The 14,525-nt window shown below is 70.9% G+C and carries 18 protein-coding genes; 9 read left to right on the forward strand and 9 right to left on the reverse strand.

Going from position 1 to position 14,525, the window contains the following annotated elements:
- Positions 1-53: 53 nt before the first annotated feature.
- Genes SGA01_RS27155 through SGA01_RS27165 form a run of 3 tightly spaced genes read left to right on the forward strand, consistent with a single transcriptional unit; the run spans position 54 to position 2,775 of the window.
- Positions 54-1,031 carry an ABC transporter substrate-binding protein gene (locus SGA01_RS27155; protein ID WP_141299309.1) on the forward strand — a complete coding sequence of 326 codons (978 nt, stop codon included), beginning with the start codon at positions 54-56 and terminating at the stop codon, positions 1,029-1,031.
- Positions 1,032-1,060: 29 nt separating this feature from the next.
- Positions 1,061-2,011, forward strand: a complete 951-nt coding sequence (locus tag SGA01_RS27160) for an amino acid ABC transporter permease (RefSeq protein ID WP_141299311.1) — start codon at positions 1,061-1,063, stop codon at positions 2,009-2,011.
- A complete protein-coding gene (locus SGA01_RS27165; RefSeq protein WP_055641379.1) occupies positions 2,008-2,775 on the forward strand; it encodes an amino acid ABC transporter ATP-binding protein in 768 nt (255 codons plus the stop codon). The genes SGA01_RS27160 and SGA01_RS27165 overlap by 4 nt, the downstream gene beginning before the upstream one ends.
- Positions 2,776-2,861: 86 nt before the next feature.
- On the opposite strand, the gene SGA01_RS27170 is transcribed toward SGA01_RS27165, so the two are convergent.
- Complete coding sequence (locus SGA01_RS27170) at positions 2,862-3,611, reverse strand: class I SAM-dependent methyltransferase (protein ID WP_141299313.1); 750 nt, start codon at positions 3,609-3,611, stop codon at positions 2,862-2,864.
- Positions 3,612-3,705: 94 nt separating this feature from the next.
- Between SGA01_RS27170 and SGA01_RS27175 the strand changes: the two genes are divergently transcribed.
- Positions 3,706-4,344: a CGNR zinc finger domain-containing protein gene (locus tag SGA01_RS27175; protein WP_141299315.1), complete on the forward strand. Its 639-nt coding sequence runs from the start codon at positions 3,706-3,708 to the stop codon at positions 4,342-4,344.
- Here SGA01_RS27175 and sodX read toward each other — a convergent pair.
- A complete protein-coding gene (gene sodX, locus SGA01_RS27180) occupies positions 4,239-4,682 on the reverse strand; it encodes a nickel-type superoxide dismutase maturation protease (RefSeq protein WP_141299317.1) in 444 nt (147 codons plus the stop codon). The two genes, SGA01_RS27175 and sodX, sit on opposite strands and share 106 nt — an antisense overlap.
- A 174-nt stretch (positions 4,683-4,856) precedes the next feature.
- Between sodX and sodN the strand changes: the two genes are divergently transcribed.
- Positions 4,857-5,252: a superoxide dismutase, Ni gene (gene sodN / locus SGA01_RS27185; protein ID WP_015036129.1), complete on the forward strand. Its 396-nt coding sequence runs from the start codon at positions 4,857-4,859 to the stop codon at positions 5,250-5,252.
- 127 nt (positions 5,253-5,379) lie between these two features.
- The gene (locus SGA01_RS27190) at positions 5,380-6,501 is read left to right on the forward strand and encodes a hypothetical protein (RefSeq protein WP_229917614.1); all 1,122 of its coding nucleotides are present in this window, start codon (positions 5,380-5,382) and stop codon (positions 6,499-6,501) included.
- Between the two features lie 17 nt (positions 6,502-6,518).
- On the opposite strand, the gene SGA01_RS27195 is transcribed toward SGA01_RS27190, so the two are convergent.
- Entirely contained in the window at positions 6,519-7,073 is a 555-nt protein-coding gene (locus SGA01_RS27195; protein ID WP_141299319.1) for a GNAT family N-acetyltransferase, read from the reverse strand.
- Positions 7,070-8,038, reverse strand: a complete 969-nt coding sequence (locus SGA01_RS27200) for a LysR family transcriptional regulator (RefSeq protein WP_174867510.1) — start codon at positions 8,036-8,038, stop codon at positions 7,070-7,072. Before SGA01_RS27200 ends, SGA01_RS27195 begins: the two co-directional genes overlap by 4 nt.
- Before the next feature lie 185 nt (positions 8,039-8,223).
- On the opposite strand from SGA01_RS27200, the gene snpA reads away from it, so the two are divergent.
- Complete coding sequence (gene snpA / locus SGA01_RS27205; protein WP_055641383.1) at positions 8,224-8,880, forward strand: snapalysin; 657 nt, start codon at positions 8,224-8,226, stop codon at positions 8,878-8,880.
- 75 nt (positions 8,881-8,955) lie between these two features.
- On the opposite strand, the gene SGA01_RS27210 is transcribed toward snpA, so the two are convergent.
- From SGA01_RS27210 to SGA01_RS27220, 3 genes are read right to left on the reverse strand one after another with little or no spacing between them, the layout of a single operon-like run.
- Positions 8,956-9,375, reverse strand: a complete 420-nt coding sequence (locus tag SGA01_RS27210) for a DUF6304 family protein (protein ID WP_055641384.1) — start codon at positions 9,373-9,375, stop codon at positions 8,956-8,958.
- Between the two features lie 42 nt (positions 9,376-9,417).
- Complete coding sequence (locus tag SGA01_RS27215) at positions 9,418-9,696, reverse strand: hypothetical protein (protein WP_141299321.1); 279 nt, start codon at positions 9,694-9,696, stop codon at positions 9,418-9,420.
- 43 nt (positions 9,697-9,739) lie between these two features.
- Positions 9,740-10,321 carry a dihydrofolate reductase family protein gene (locus SGA01_RS27220; protein WP_141299323.1) on the reverse strand — a complete coding sequence of 194 codons (582 nt, stop codon included), beginning with the start codon at positions 10,319-10,321 and terminating at the stop codon, positions 9,740-9,742.
- A 159-nt stretch (positions 10,322-10,480) separates the two neighbouring features.
- On the opposite strand from SGA01_RS27220, the gene SGA01_RS27225 reads away from it, so the two are divergent.
- Positions 10,481-11,053: a TetR/AcrR family transcriptional regulator gene (locus tag SGA01_RS27225; RefSeq protein WP_141299325.1), complete on the forward strand. Its 573-nt coding sequence runs from the start codon at positions 10,481-10,483 to the stop codon at positions 11,051-11,053.
- A gap of 18 nt (positions 11,054-11,071) precedes the next feature.
- On the opposite strand, the gene SGA01_RS27230 is transcribed toward SGA01_RS27225, so the two are convergent.
- Both SGA01_RS27230 and SGA01_RS27235 read right to left on the reverse strand, forming a co-directional pair.
- Entirely contained in the window at positions 11,072-12,136 is a 1,065-nt protein-coding gene (locus SGA01_RS27230; protein ID WP_174867512.1) for a family 2 encapsulin nanocompartment cargo protein polyprenyl transferase, read from the reverse strand.
- A gap of 73 nt (positions 12,137-12,209) precedes the next feature.
- Complete coding sequence (locus SGA01_RS27235; protein WP_141299329.1) at positions 12,210-13,622, reverse strand: family 2B encapsulin nanocompartment shell protein; 1,413 nt, start codon at positions 13,620-13,622, stop codon at positions 12,210-12,212.
- Between the two features lie 253 nt (positions 13,623-13,875).
- Between SGA01_RS27235 and SGA01_RS27240 the strand changes: the two genes are divergently transcribed.
- Positions 13,876-14,466, forward strand: a complete 591-nt coding sequence (locus tag SGA01_RS27240; protein WP_141299331.1) for an N-acetylmuramoyl-L-alanine amidase — start codon at positions 13,876-13,878, stop codon at positions 14,464-14,466.
- Positions 14,467-14,525: the final 59 nt, after the last annotated feature.

Consider the following 14,525-nt stretch of genomic DNA (forward strand, 5'->3'; position numbering starts at 1 on the left):
AGATGCGTACGCGACCTACTGGCAACTCCCTCACACGCCGGAGGAACCCGACCATGACCGCACGCTCCACGCGCTGTACGACCGCTGCCAAGACCCGCACGTCCCGTCTTGCCGCGGTCGCCGCCATCGCGGTCGTCGGCTCCGTGCTGCTGACCGCCTGCGGCGACCAGACCGAGGGTGGCTCCGCGACCCCGACGAAGAGCGGTGACTCCGCGTCCGGCAACGCCAACGCCGCCCCGCTCTTCTCCAAGCTCCCCGCCGACATCCAGAAGGCCGGTGTCATCAAGGTCGGCACGGACGCCTCGTACGCCCCCATGGAGTTCACCGAGGGCGGCAAGATCGTCGGCGTCGACCCCGACATCGCCGCGGCCCTGGGCAAGCAGCTCGGCGTCGAGTTCGAGTTCACCTCGGGCACCTTCGACGGTCTGATCACCTCGATCTACACCGGTCGCCAGGACGTGATCATGTCCTCGATGACGGACAACAAGAAGCGCCAGGAGGGCCTGGACGACAACGGGAAGAAGATCGGCAAGGGCATCGACTTCGTCGACTACTTCAGCTCCGGCGTCTCCCTCCTGGTCAAGAAGGGCAACCCGCAGGGCGTCAACTCCCTCGACGACCTCTGCGGCAAGACCGTGGCCGTCCAGCGCGGCACGATCTACGAGGACACCTTCAAGGCCCAGGCCACGAAGTGCGGCGACAAGAAGCTGACGATCCAGGCCTTCGACACCGACGCCGAGGCCCAGACCCGCGTCAAGGCCGGCGGCGCCGTGGCCGACCTCAACGACTACCCGGTGGCCGCGTACATCGCGAAGACCTCGGGCGGCGGCAACGACTTCGAGGTCGTCGGCAGCCAGAGCGACGTCGGCCTCTTCGGCATCGGCGTCTCGAAGGAGAACACCCAGCTGCGCGACGCCGTCAAGGAAGCGCTCGACGCGATCATCAAGGACGGCACCTACGCCGATGCCCTGAAGAAGTGGGACGTCGAGGACAGCGCCGTGAAGTCGGCCACCGTCAACGCCGGCAAGTGACCTCCCCGCTCCACTGAAGGGCAGTCGTCGTGACTGACAAGATCAGCAAGGACCCGGCCGCCGCTCCGGCCGGGCCCGGCGCCTCGGGTTCCCCGTACGAGGCGATCAAGGCCATCCCCGTGCGGCACTACGGGCGCTGGATCAGCGCCGTCGTGGTCGTCGCTCTGCTCGGCTGGCTCGTCTACGCCTTCTCCCAGGGCAACATCATCTGGGACACGGTCTGGGACAAGGTGTTCGACCCGTCGGTCATCAGCGGCCTGTGGAACACGATCATCATCAGCGTCGCTTCCATGGCGCTCGGCCTCGTCCTCGGCATCGTCTTCGCCGTGATGCGGCTGTCCAAGAACCCGGTGACGGGCGCCGTCGCCTGGCTCTACATCTGGTTCTTCCGCGGTACCCCGGTCTACGTCCAGCTGCTGGTGTGGTTCAACCTGTCGCTGATCTTCGAGTACATCAACCTCGGGCCGATCTACAAGAACGAGACCGTCGATGTCATGACGCCGTTCATGGTCGCGCTGCTGGGCCTCGGCCTCAACGAGGGCGCCTACATGGCGGAGATCGTCCGCGCCGGCATCCAGTCGGTCGACGAGGGCCAGACCGAGGCCGCGCACGCGCTCGGCATGTCGCAGACGAAGACCATGGGCCGGGTCATCCTCCCGCAGGCCATGCGGGTCATCGTGCCGCCGACGGGCAACGAGTTCATCAACATGCTGAAGACCTCGTCCCTGGTCTCGGCGGTGCAGTACACGGAACTCCTCCGGGCCTCCTCGAACATCGGCAGCACGGCGGGTGCCGTGATGGAGATGCTGTTCGTCGCCTCCATCTGGTACCTGGCGCTGACCAGCGTGTTCAGCGTCGGCCAGTACTACCTGGAGCGTCGTTTCGCCCGCGGTTCGCTGCGGAGCCTGCCGCCCACCCCGTGGCAGCGGGTCAAGACGAACCTCACCACGTTCAAGCGCTCCCCGGAGGGATCGGCATGACCGGCCAGACCATGGTCAAGGCGGAGGGCGTCCACAAGTCGTACGGCGCCGCCCACATCCTCCGCGGCATCGACCTCGAAGTGCAGAACGGAGAGGTCTTCTGCCTGGTCGGTCCGTCCGGCTCCGGCAAGTCGACCTTCCTGCGTTGCATCAACCACCTGGAGCGGGTCGACGGCGGCCGCCTGTCGGTCGACGGCCAGCTGGTCGGCTACCGGGAGAAGAACGGCAAGCTCTACGAGCTGAAGGACAGCGAGGTCGCCGTCCAGCGCCGCGACATCGGCATGGTCTTCCAGCGCTTCAACCTGTTCCCCCACATGACGGCCCTGGGCAATGTCATGGAGGCCCCGATCCAGGTCAAGGGCGAGTCCAAGGCGGTGGCGCGCGAGCGCGCCGAGCGCCTGCTCGACCGGGTCGGCCTCGGCGACAAGATGGGCAACTACCCGTCGCAGCTCTCCGGCGGCCAGCAGCAGCGTGTCGCCATCGCCCGTGCGCTGGCGATGGAGCCGAAGCTGATGCTCTTCGACGAGCCGACCTCGGCGCTCGACCCGGAGCTCGTGGGTGACGTCCTGGACGTCATGCGGGACCTGGCCGAGTCGGGCATGACGATGATCGTCGTCACGCACGAGATGGGCTTCGCCCGGGAGGTCGGCGACTCGCTGGTCTTCATGGACGGCGGCGTGGTGGTCGAGTCGGGCAACCCGCGGGACGTCCTGGGCAACCCGCAGCACGACCGGACGAAGGCGTTCCTGTCCAAGGTGCTGTAGGGCGCGCGGACAGAGGCACAGGGAAGGGGCGGTACGGGAAGACCCCGTACCGCCCCTTCCTCCTGCCCCCGGGTCCCCCGTCCGGGCTACTTCACCGCGAGGACGAGGCTGTCGGAGGGCGAGCCCCACACGACCCTGGCCTCGCCGAAGCCGGCGGAGCGGAGGGTGTCGGCGTGCCAGCCGGCGGAGGGCGTGTCGCCGTCGGCGTGCTCGCCGTAGATCTCGAAGCGGCGCGCGGTGGGCTCGGCGAGGACGGGGTCCTTGGCGGCGAGGGCCCACCATTCGGCCCAGTCGAGGACCCCGGTGGCCTTCTCGCGGTCCATGCGGGCATGCCGCTGGGCGCGCTCGGCGGCGTTGATGCGCGGAGTGGCCCGGTCGATCATGTGGTCGGCGTTCATGAAGACGCCGCCGTCGCGGACGAGACCGGCGACCTGGCCGTAGAGGGTGGCCAGGGGCTCGCTGTGGAGCCAGTGGAGCGCGGTGGCGGTGAGGACGGCGTCGTACGAGTCGTGGGGCAGCCGCGCGGCCCACGCGGGGTCCTTGAGGTCGGCGGTCACGAAGGTGACGCGCTCGTCGCCGTCGAAGTACCCCTCGGCGATGGCGAGCAGCGCCGGGTCGAGGTCGACTCCGGTACTGGTCGCCTCCGGGAACCTCCGGAGGAGCCGATCCGTGATACTTCCCGTACCGCACGCGAGGTCGAGGACGCGGGGCTTCGGCCCCACCAAGCCCTCGACCATGTCGAGCATCACCCGGAACCGCTCCTCACGGTCCGGCATGTACCACTCCTGCTGACGGTCCCAGCTCTGCTGCCAGTCCGCCCAGTCGGTTCCGGTCATCGCCGTTCCTCCCCGTCTTCGTAATACCCTCAAAGGGGAAACAGCCGTTACCCCTTCCGACCGAGACACTAGCCCGCCGGAGTAAGGACTACAAGTGGAACTGGCCTATTACTCGGATTACGCCGTGCGTCTGGTCAACACCGAGGAGCCGGCCCGCAACAAGGACGCCCTGACCTCCGTCGAGGTCATCCGCGAGCTCTTCGGCCCGGCCACCCAGATGGCCCGGCGGGCGACCGACTCCGACGTGACCCGCTTCCGCTCGGTACGCGCCCGGCTGCGGGCGGTCTTCACCGCGGCCGACGAGGGCGACCACACGGGAGCCGTGGACCTGCTGAACTCCCTTCTCCTGGAGTTCCCCGTCAGCCCGCAGATCTCCGGCCACGACACCCTCGACGAGGAAGGTCGGCCCCGCTGGCACATGCACCTCGCCGACCACCCCTCGAACGCGACCGCGGGCTACGCGGCGATCGCGGCGATGGGCCTCGCCTTCCATCTGACGGAGTTCGGCGCGGACCGGCTCGGCCTGTGCCAGGCACCGCCCTGCCGCAACGCCTACCTCGACACCTCCACCAACCGCTCCCGCCGCTACTGCTCGGACCGCTGCGCGACCCGGGCCAACGTGGCCGCCTACCGGGCCCGCAAGCGCCTGGAGGCCGAACGGCCCGACCCCGCCGCCCACACGGGCCTGACCGACGAGAGCAGCCAGGAGAACACCACCCCGGGCGACCGCTGACGCCCCGGAGTCACCGGCCGGTACCGCACCCGCACCCGCCCGAGGACCAGCTCGGGCGGTACGGCTCCGAAGACCCGGCTGTCCCCCTCGGCGTCCGGGTTGTCGCCCAGCACCCACCAGCCGCCGTCACGTCGCTCGATCAGCCGCTTCACGATGAGCAGATCCTGCTGGAGCGGATGCCGCAGCACGGCGACGGCGCCGGGCCGCAGCCGGCCGCCGTAGTGCACGAGCAGCTGGTCGCCGTGGAGCAGCGTGGGCACCATCGACACCCCCGTGACCTCGGCGATCCCGAACGGCGGCCCGGCCGCACCCACCCGCTCCGGCCCCGATTCCCTCATCCGCACTCCCGACCCACGCACCGACGCACCTCGCCGGCCCGTCTCGTCCACTCGTACACGAGTCCCATGGTGACCCTGGACTTTTGACCTAAGCCCCAGGGGGCGCCCGCGAAAACGCCCTTCTCACCGAGTAATGTCCCACCTGAGAAGACGATCACGAGGAAGGACGGCTCAATGCTCTCCCGCCTGTTTGCCCCCAAGGTGAAGGTCAGCGCCCACTGCGACCTCCCGTGCGGCGTGTACGACCCGGCCCAGGCCCGCATCGAGGCCGAGTCGGTCAAGGCTGTCCAGGAGAAGTACCTGGCGAACGAGGACGCGCACTTCCGTGCCCGCGCCACGGTCATCAAGGAGCAGCGCGCGGAGCTCGCGAAGCACCACGTCTCGGTGCTCTGGAGCGACTACTTCAAGGCCCCGCACTTCGAGAAGTACCCCGAGCTCAACCAGCTGGTCAACGACACCCTGAAGGCCCTCTCGGCCGCCAAGGCGTCGACCGACCCGAAGACGGGCGAGAAGGCGCTGGAGCTCATCGCCGAGATCGACCGCATTTTCTGGGAGACGAAGAAGGCCTGACCTTCCTCGCTCCCTCCGACCGCACCCGCCCCACGGGCCGCCCGACACGGCGTCCCGACGGGACCGGGTGCGGTCTGCGTTCCGGCCCCTGTCACAGCGCGTGCGCACCCTCACTACGCTGGCGGCCATGACCGCCCCGCCGCCCCCGCCCTCGCCCCTGACCCTGGAAGCAGCCCGACGCCTTCAGGGCATGCTCCGGGCCGAGATCGGTCCGGGGCTCGACGAGCGGGAACTGGACGCGGTCGAGGCGCGGTTCGGCTTCGCCTTCTCGGCGGATCACCGGGTCTTCCTCTCCGCCGGCCTCCCGCTCGGTTCGCCGGAGTGGCCCGACTGGCGGGACGGCGATCCCGAGGACCTGGCCCGGCGGCTCGCCCGGCCGGTGGAGGGCGTGCTCTTCGACGTCGAGCACAGCAGGTTCTGGCACCCCGCCTGGCCGCCACGGCCCTCGGAGACGTCCGACGCGCTGCGGCTCGCGCGCTCGGAGCTGACGACCGTACCGCAGCTGGTTCCGGTCTACGGGCATCGCTACCTGCCCGGTACGGCGGGCGCGTACGGGCACCCCGTCCTGTCCGTCTGGCAGACCGACATCATCGTCTACGGCGACGACCTCGCCGACTACCTCCGGCACGAGACCCTCGGCCACGCGAGCGGCGCCACCAGACGCCTGAACGTCGACTTCTGGTCGTACTTCGTCGACGGCGGTCCGGGCATCGACGTCACCGCGCCCACCCCGTTCACGCCGTACGCCGTGACCGCGCAGGAGGCCGTCGAGTGCCTGCGCATGCTGGCCCTGGAGCGTCTGATCGGCCGACGCCATCACCCGGAGCAACTCGTCGAAGCAGGCCTCACCGCCCTGGTCCTCGACGTCGAGGCGGAGTCCCTCCCTCTCCTCGCCGGCCTCGCCCGCGCCGAACACGAGCAGGCCGGCGCCCTGTTCGACCAGGTGCTCGCCGAACTCGACCTGCTCCAGGACCTTCCCGAGGAAGCGGCCCGCTGGGAGCTCGTCCGCTGGTGGCTCCGGCTCATCGTGAACGGCAGCCTGGCGCCCGGCGCCGGCGGCGACCTGATCACGTACGAGGGCTGGTCCGCGCTCGCCCGACCGCAGGCACTCAAGCCGCTCGTCGACAGGACCGACACCTTCAACGACTGGGCGGCGATCCCGCCCGACGACCGGGAACTACGGGCGAAAGCCATCGTCGAGGAGGCGGAACGCCTGCTCGACGCTCCCTGGCCGCCGCCTTCGGATTGACCCTTCGGTCATGAACGCTAGGCCGGGTCCACCGGGAGGCTGTAGCGGCGCTTCTCCTTGGACGTCGCGCCCAGGCGGTCGTAGAAGCGGATCGCGCCCTCGTTCCAGGCGGGCGTCTGCCACTGGATCTCCGTCAGGCCCAGCGCTCGCGCCTCCGCTCGGACGGCGTCGAGCAGGAGCGGGCCGAGGCCGTGGCCGCGGGCCGTGGAGGTCAGGTAGAGGCAGTCCATGTGGAGGTACGCGACACCGTCCCACGTGGAGAGTTCGGGCGCGCAGGTGGCATAGCCCGCGAGGCTTCCGTCCGGGAGTTCCGCGACCAGGCACCGGAGGCGGGGCGTCTCGCCCCCGGAGGGTCCGCGCGGCTCGTCGGCCGGTTCCGGACCGCCGAACTCCTCGGCACTTCCCGGACCGCCGAAGAGCATGCCCGTCAGGCGGGTCGCGAGGCCCGGGGCCGGGGGTGCGGCCTTCTCGTACTCGGCGTGCTCGGCGACGAGTTCGACGACCCGCTCCAGGTCCTCCACGCGGGCGTGGCGCACCACGGCCCGTCCGCCCCCGCTGTCGCGATCGCTCATACGGCCATCATGCACGGCCCCACCGACAGCCCCGCGGCCGCGCCCTGGCGCCGCAGCCACTCGCGGTACGGGGCGGCGCGCAGGGCCGCCTCGCGATAGGCGGCGGACAGCTCCGCGTAGAGCGTGTCCAGGGCCGTCCCGGGGCGGGCGTACAGCAGCAGCCGGACCGCCAGCGGGTCGCCGCGCAGGGGGCGGATCGCCATGTCCTCGCGGGGGACGGAGGTCGGCTGGCAGGGGGCGACGGCCTCGCCGAGGACGATGAGGGACGCGGCCGTGTGGTAGTCGCCGTGGAGCAGCGGCGGGTCGATGCCGGCCGCTGCGAGGACCCGTCGCAGGCCGTCCCATTCGCCGTCCACGGTCGGATCGACCATCCAGTGGTCGCGGGCGAGGTCGGCGAGGTCGACGACGGGGCTCGCGGCGGCGGGGTGGTCGCGGGCCAGGGAGACGAACTGCGGTTCGCGCGCGACCAGGACCCGCCGCTGGAGGCCCTCGGGCACCCGTAGGGGGCAGCCCTCGACCTCGTGGACGAAGGCCACGTCGAGCTGGCCCGCGGCGACCGTGCTCAGCAGCGCGTTGGCGGAGACGTCCACGCGGAGGCCGACGTCCGCGCCGGGCAGTCGCTGGCGGAGCCGGCGCAGCCAGCCGGGGAGCGCCCGGCTCGCGGTGGAGCCGACGCGGAGTCCAGGGCCCTCGGTACGGGCGACCGCGGCCCGGGTCTCGGTGACCAGCGCGGCCATGTCCGCGACCAGGGGGCGGGCCCGGCTGAGCACGGAGCGGCCGAGCGGGGTGGGCAGGCAGCCGGTGCGGTCGCGCGAGAAGAGCTCGGCGCCCAGGGAGTTCTCGATCCGGCGCAGCTGGGTGGTCAGCGAGGGCTGGCTCATGCCCAGTTGCCGCGCCGCCTTGTGCAGGCTGCCCGCGTCCGCGATGGCGCAGAGCGCCCGCAGATGCCTCACCTCCAGCTCCATGCCCCGAGGGTAGGGCGGCGGCCTGCGTCGCACCAGACAGCCGGAACACCTCAAATACCTTTGTTTGCAAGGTAGTTGGACGGCCAGAGCCGGGTGATGTGGGCGGGCTATCGCCAGTTGACATCATCCCCACGCGCCCCGGCTTCCCCGAGACTCGCTCCGACCCCCTACAGGAGGAGCCCCCCATGCGTCACCCCAAGGTCCTCAACTCCGTACTGACCGCCGCCCTCGGCCTCGGTCTCGCCGCCTCGCTCGGTGCCGCTCCGGCGGTGGCCGCCGACACCGACAGGGCTGTGACCGCCGGCACCGTCACCGCCGCGTACGCCGGTTCGTCCGAGGAGGCCAAGGCCAACAAGGCGTTCTTCGACGCCGTCGTGAAGTCGGTGGCGAAGAAGCGGGCCGCCAACCCGGGCGCGGCCGCCGTCACCGTCGTCTACAGCGCCTCGAACGCGCCGAGCTTCCGCACCCAGATCGCCCGCTCCACCCAGATATGGAACAGCTCGGTGGTGAACGTCCGGCTCGTCGAGGGCAGCAACCCCGACTTCCGCTACTACGAGGGCAACGACTCCCGCGGCTCGTACGCGAGCACCGACGGCCACGGCAGCGGCTACATCTTCCTCGACTACCGCCAGAACCAGCAGTACAACTCCACCCGCGTGACCGCCCACGAGACCGGGCACGTCCTCGGTCTGCCGGACCACTACAGCGGCCCGTGCAGCGAGCTGATGTCGGGCGGCGGCCCCGGCACCTCGTGCCAGAACGCCCAGCCGAACGCCCAGGAGCGCTCCCGCGTCGACCAGCTGTGGCGGAACGGGCTCACCTCCGCGTTCAAGACCTTCTGACCGTACGAAAAGGACGGCGGCGCCCGCGAAGGGCGCCGCCGTCCGGCGTTCGGGTGGGGTTCGGGCCCCGGGGCGTCAGACCGCCTGCAGGAGGCGGCGGCCGAAGTCGGCGCCGGGCGGCAGCTGGCGCCGGACCCGGTCCAGCGCCCCGTCGAAGTCACCTCCGGCGACGCACGATTCGAAGGCGGCGCCCCCGTAGTGGAGCGTCAGGCTGAGGTCCGAGCGCTCACCGAGCGTCAGCAGGCAGCTCAGAGTGGCCTGCTGGGCCACGCCGTCCACGACGACGGGGAGCGGCAGGTCCCACTCCAGGACACAGCCGCCGAGGGCCTGCCCGCCGCTCTCGGCGGCACTGAGCGCGGCGAAGGTCGCGCCCGTGTACTCGACCCCCCTGATCCGGGTGGCGACCTGCCGCCCGGTGGCCGTGATGACGATCGCTTCCGCGCCGCTGCGGTCCCGGTACCAGCCGGTCCAGACTTCTGTCGACTCCGATGACATGCGCGGACTGTAGCGGTATGACCGGCTCCGGCGCGCGGCCGGTCACCCCGTGGCCGGACTTCTCCCGATCTCGCCGTTCTTGCCGGTCACCTGCGTGCCGGTGGCGGCTGCCACGCCCGGGTCCTGACTCCCGCCGGTGTGCGCCTGGGCGCTCTCGTACAGCGAGCAGTCCGGGTTGTGGCACGGCTGTACTTCCCATTCCGGCACCCAGGCCCCGAGGACCTTGTGCCGGGTGACCATCTTGTCGCGCGGCAGACCGCAGGCCGGGCACTTGGACTCGGCCAAGGGGTCCCGCGTCGTGCGAGGCACCTTGTCACCCATGTGTCCAGGGTAGGACGCCTCGCACGGACCCGCTCCCCCGCCGCTACCGCTTCCTGGTGTACGTACGGACGAACGCGCCGTTGCCGAAGACACGCAGGTCGTTCAGCTCGAAGTCGCGCGGCTCGAAGCCGGCGCCGAACATCGGCATGCCGCTGCCGTACACCTGCGGGTACGTCTTGATGACCAGCTCGTCGATCTCGTCGATGAGCTCGCCGGCGATCGCCGAGCCACCGCAGAGCCAGATGTCCAGCGGGCTGTCCTCGGCCTTGAGCTCGCGGACGCGGCCGACGAGGTCGTCGGCGATCAGCTCCACGTTGGAGTCGGGCGACTCGGCCAGCGAGCGACTGGCGACGATCTCCCGCAGATGGCCGTACGGGCTGGTGATGGCGACGTCCAGGGCGACCTGGTACGAGCCCCGGCCCTGGATGACGGTGTCGAACCGCTTGTTCTCGGCGTCGATCCCGAGCGCCTCCCGGCCCTGCGCCGAGACGGTCTCCGGGTACTCGCCGGTCAGGAACTCCAGGAACTCGGCGTCGACGAACCCGTACATGGAGCTGGCATCGCCCTTGGGGTCACCGATGAAGCCGTCGATGGTGCAGGCGATGAAGTAGGTGAGCTTGCGCAAACCGGTCCTCTTGTTTCTCTGGGAAGGAGGCTGCAGTCGCAACCACGACAGCTATAGTGCTTCATCTGTAGTGGTTGCGCAAGACCTATTTTCTAAGAGCCCGGAAGAACTCCGAAGAGTCCGAAGAGTCCGAAGGGCTCGAAGAGAGAGGGGGCCCACGTGGCCCGGAACCCGGAACGCCGTACGGCACTGCTCGACGCCGCGATCGAGGTGCTGGCCGACGAAGGTGCCCGCGGGCTGACCTTCCGGGCCGTCGACGCCCGGGCGGGGGTCCCCACGGGCACCTCGTCCAACTACTTCAGCGACCGGGACCAGGTGCTCTCCGAGGTCGCCGAGCGGATCTTCGTCCGGCTGACCCCCGAGCCCGGCGCCATCGACGCCTCGCTGCTCGCGGAGCCCAGCCGCGCCCTCGTCGTCGAGCTGATGCGCTGGCTCGCCCGGCGCATGACCGCCGAGCGCACCTGCTACCTGGGCCTCTTCGAGCTGCGTCTGGAGGCCGCGCGCCGCCCCGGGCTCCAGGCCCGGTTCACCCAGGTGCTCCGGGAGGACCTCGACCTGAACATCCGGCTGCACGTCGGTTCGGGGATGCCCGGGGACGCGGACACGGTCCGGGTGCTCTACTTCGCCCTCACCGGGCTGCTGCTCGACCACTTCACCGTGCCCGGCCTCCACGCCGAGCGGGACCTGGACGACCTGGTCGAGACCGTGGTCAACCGGATCGTCCCGGCGTGACCGCGCCCCCGGAGCGCCTCAGCGCGTACGCCGGGTGACGAACTCCGCGAGGGCGAGCAGGTCCCCCGCCGCCGCCAGGTCCGGGACCGCCTGCGCCAGGTACTCGACGGCGCGGCCCATGCGCTCGGCCGCCTGGGCCTGCGCCCAGTCCCGGCCGCCGGCCCGCTCGACCGCGTCCGCCGCCGCCCGTACCGCCGCCGCGTCGAGGACCGGACGGGAGTAGAGCTCGGCCAGTTCCTCGCCCGCCGGGGTCCCCGAGGCGAGCGCCGCCACCACGGGCAGCGACTTCTTGTGGGCGACGAGGTCGGCGCCGGCCGGCTTGCCCGTGCGGTCCGGGTCGCCCCAGATCCCGATGAGGTCGTCGATCAGCTGGAACGCGAGTCCGGCCTCGCGGCCGAAGGCGTCCATCGCGGCGACCTCCTCCTCGCCCGCGCCCGCGTAGAGCGCGCCGATGGCGCAGGAGGCGCCGAGCAGGGCGCCGGTCTTGGCGGTGGCCATGGCCAGGCACTCGTCGAGCGAGACGTCGCGGGGGCCGCGCTGCTCGAAGGCGCAGTCCGCCTGCTGGCCCGCGCAGAGTTCGATGACGCAGGCGGCGAGGCGCGCGGCGGCGGCCGGCGAGGCGGGATGCGGGTCCTCGGCGAGCAGCCGCAGGGAGAGTGCGTTCATCGCGTCGCCGGCGATGAGGGCGTCCGGGATGCCGAAGACGGTCCAGGCGGTGGGCCGGTGCCGCCGGGTCGGGTCCTCGTCCACGATGTCGTCGTGGAGCAGGGTGAAGTTGTGCGCGAGTTCGACGGCCGCCGCGGCCTTCACCGCCTGGGCGGACTCGGCGCCGAGGGCGCGGGCCGCCGCGAGGACGAGTGCGGGCCGGATCGCCTTGCCCGCCTGTCCGGCGGCCGGGGTGCCGTCGGCGTGCTCCCAGCCGAAGTGGTACATCGCCACCCGTCGTATGGAGCTCGGCAGGGACTCGACGGTGGAGCGGAGTTGGGGATGGACGGCGGCCCGTGTCTGGTCCAGGAGCACCACGGCCCCCTGACCCTCGGCGACGGCGTCCGCGCTGGTCGTGGTCACGGTCACTTCCTTCATGTCCTTCGCGGTGCGAGCGCTGTGGAACGCCCGGGGGCGGGAGGTTCGGTCCCCGCCCCCGGGCGTCACCGGCTCAACGCCAGCGGCTGACCTCGACGTTCTCCAGGACGCCGAGCGCGTCCGGGACGAGGATGGCGGCCGAGTAGTAGGCCGTGACGAGGTAGGAGATGATCGCCTGCTCGTCGATGCCCATGAAGCGGACCGAGAGGCTGGGCTCGATCTCGTCGGGGAGGCCGGTCTGGTGCAGACCGATCACACCCTGGTCGGCCTCGCCCGTACGCATGCAGATGATCGAGGTGGTCCGGGCGTCGGAGACCGGGATCTTGTTGCACGGGAAGATCGGCACGCCGCGCCAGGTCGGGATGCGGTTGCCGTTGACCTCGATCGTCTCGGGCACGAGGCCGCGCTTGTTGAGCTCGCGGCCGAAGGCGGCGATGGCACGCGGGTGGGCGAGGAAGAGCTTCGAGCCCCGGCGGCGGGAGAGCAGCTCGTCCATGTCGTCGGGGCTGGGGGCCCCGTCGTGGGGCTGGATCCGCTGCCCGTAGTCGCAGTTGGCGAGGAGGCCGAACTCCTTGTTGTTGATGAGCTCGTGCTCCTGGCGCTCGCGGAGCGCCTCGACCGTCAGCCGCAACTGCTGCTCGGTCTGGTTCATCGGCTGGTTGTAGAGGTCGGCGACGCGGCTGTGGACCTTCAGCACGGTCTGGGCGACGCTCAGCTCGTACTCGCGGGGCGCGAGGTCGTAGTCGACGTACGTGTGCGGGATGACCGCCTCGCCGATGTGGCCGGCGGAGAGGTCGATGGCGGCCTCGCCGTAGGTGTTGGTGCGCTGGTCGGGCAGCGCGGCGACGGCCTCCAGGTGGGCGGCGAGCGAGGGCACCCGGTCCGCGAGGTTCAGTACGTCGGCCCGGGTGAGTTCGAGGACCGTACAGGCGGTGGCGGCGCGGGCCGTCCAGCCCCAGACGGCGTCGGCGCTGACGAGCGAGGACTCGCCGAGGTAGGCGCCGTCGGCGAGGACGCCGAGGACGGCCTCGTCCCCGTAGGGTCCTTCGCCGACCTGCTCGATCCGGCCGTGCGCGAGGAGGTGCACGCGGTCGTTGGCGGCGCCGCCGGTCGCGATGATCTCGCCCGCCGCGTACTCCCGCTGCGTACAGCGGGACGCGAGCTCGGCCAGGGCGCCCTCGTCCTCGTAACCACGCAGTGCGGGGAGTTCGCCGAGCTCGGCGGGGATGACCTCGACGCTCTGCCCCGTCTGGACGAAGGTGACGCGGCCGTCGCCCACGGAGTAGCTGAGCCTGCGGTTCACCCGGTACGTACCGCCCTGCACCTGCACCCACGGCATCATCCGCAGCAGCCACCGGGAGGTGATCTCCTGCATCTGCGGCGCGGACTTGGTGGTCGTGGCGAGGTTCCGCGCGGCGGCGGTACCGAGACTCTGCTGCGGTGCCTGGTCCGTACGGACCTCGTCGCCAACCGAACCAACGGACATGGAACTCCCTCTCGTATGCGTGAGTTGCGAGAGAAGCCTTTCAGCACGGAACGTGTCCGCGCCATTACACATTCGGGTGGGACTGTTCGACGATCTTCGGGGCATGTCACGCCATTTCTCCCGAACAGCAGCGCGCGCCGGCCCGCGCGCCGCCGTGTCCGGATCGGCTCGCACACCACCCGAACGGATGGCCGCGGAGCGGCGGACTCCGGTACTCCGGAAGTTCACCCCGTCCCCCCGAAGGGAGTCGGTCATGGCCTCACCCATGTCCGCGAGCAGGTTCCTCGACGCGCTGCGCGACGAGGGCCTCGCGGTCGTCCAGGTCGGCGACTGGTCCACCCACAACCGCAACCACAAGGGCCCCTGGGGTCCGGTGCACGGCGTGATGATCCATCACACCGTGACCAAGGGCACCGCGAGCACCGTCCGGCTCTGCCGGGACGGTTACGAGGCCCTGCCGGGGCCCCTCTGTCACGGCGTGATCGCCAAGGACGGAACGGTCCACCTCGTCGGCTACGGCCGCACCAACCACGCGGGCCTCGGCGACGACGAGGTGCTCAGGGCGGTCGTCGCCGAGAAGCGCCTGCCGCCGGACGACGAGGCCACGACGGACGGCAACCGGCACTTCTACGGCTTCGAGTGCGAGAACCTCGGCGACGGCGAGGACCCGTGGCCGAAGGTCCAGCTGGAGGCCATCGCGAAGGCGGCGGCCGCCGTGTGCCGGGCGCACGGCTGGACCCAGCGCTCGGTCATCGGGCACCGGGAGTGGCAGCCGGGGAAGGTGGACCCGCGCGGCTTCACGATGGCCTCGATGCGCGAACGGGTCGCCGACCTGCTGCGCTGACCCGGCCGGCCGGCAGGCCGTCCCGTGCTCACCGTCGGCGGCGGTCGGCCTGGACAATG

The sequence above is a fragment of the Streptomyces gardneri genome (genome assembly GCF_006539185.1).
Classification (GTDB): Bacteria; Actinomycetota; Actinomycetes; order Streptomycetales; family Streptomycetaceae; genus Streptomyces; species Streptomyces gardneri.

What these genes read in the sequence shown, in the direction of transcription:
- SGA01_RS27155 (WP_141299309.1), top strand. Translation starts at nt 54, where the DNA reads ATGACCGCACGCTCCACGCGCTGTACGACCGCTGCCAAGACCCGCACG.
- SGA01_RS27165 (WP_055641379.1), top strand. Translation starts at nt 2,008, where the DNA reads ATGACCGGCCAGACCATGGTCAAGGCGGAGGGCGTCCACAAGTCGTAC.
- SGA01_RS27170 (WP_141299313.1), bottom strand. Translation starts at nt 3,611, where the DNA reads ATGACCGGAACCGACTGGGCGGACTGGCAGCAGAGCTGGGACCGTCAG.
- sodX (WP_141299317.1), bottom strand. Translation starts at nt 4,682, where the DNA reads ATGAGGGAATCGGGGCCGGAGCGGGTGGGTGCGGCCGGGCCGCCGTTC.
- sodN (WP_015036129.1), top strand. Translation starts at nt 4,857, where the DNA reads ATGCTCTCCCGCCTGTTTGCCCCCAAGGTGAAGGTCAGCGCCCACTGC.
- SGA01_RS27190 (WP_229917614.1), top strand. Translation starts at nt 5,380, where the DNA reads ATGACCGCCCCGCCGCCCCCGCCCTCGCCCCTGACCCTGGAAGCAGCC.
- SGA01_RS27195 (WP_141299319.1), bottom strand. Translation starts at nt 7,073, where the DNA reads ATGAGCGATCGCGACAGCGGGGGCGGACGGGCCGTGGTGCGCCACGCC.
- SGA01_RS27200 (WP_174867510.1), bottom strand. Translation starts at nt 8,038, where the DNA reads ATGGAGCTGGAGGTGAGGCATCTGCGGGCGCTCTGCGCCATCGCGGAC.
- snpA (WP_055641383.1), top strand. Translation starts at nt 8,224, where the DNA reads ATGCGTCACCCCAAGGTCCTCAACTCCGTACTGACCGCCGCCCTCGGC.
- SGA01_RS27210 (WP_055641384.1), bottom strand. Translation starts at nt 9,375, where the DNA reads ATGTCATCGGAGTCGACAGAAGTCTGGACCGGCTGGTACCGGGACCGC.
- SGA01_RS27215 (WP_141299321.1), bottom strand. Translation starts at nt 9,696, where the DNA reads ATGGGTGACAAGGTGCCTCGCACGACGCGGGACCCCTTGGCCGAGTCC.
- SGA01_RS27230 (WP_174867512.1), bottom strand. Translation starts at nt 12,136, where the DNA reads ATGAAGGAAGTGACCGTGACCACGACCAGCGCGGACGCCGTCGCCGAG.
- SGA01_RS27235 (WP_141299329.1), bottom strand. Translation starts at nt 13,622, where the DNA reads ATGTCCGTTGGTTCGGTTGGCGACGAGGTCCGTACGGACCAGGCACCG.
- SGA01_RS27240 (WP_141299331.1), top strand. Translation starts at nt 13,876, where the DNA reads ATGGCCTCACCCATGTCCGCGAGCAGGTTCCTCGACGCGCTGCGCGAC.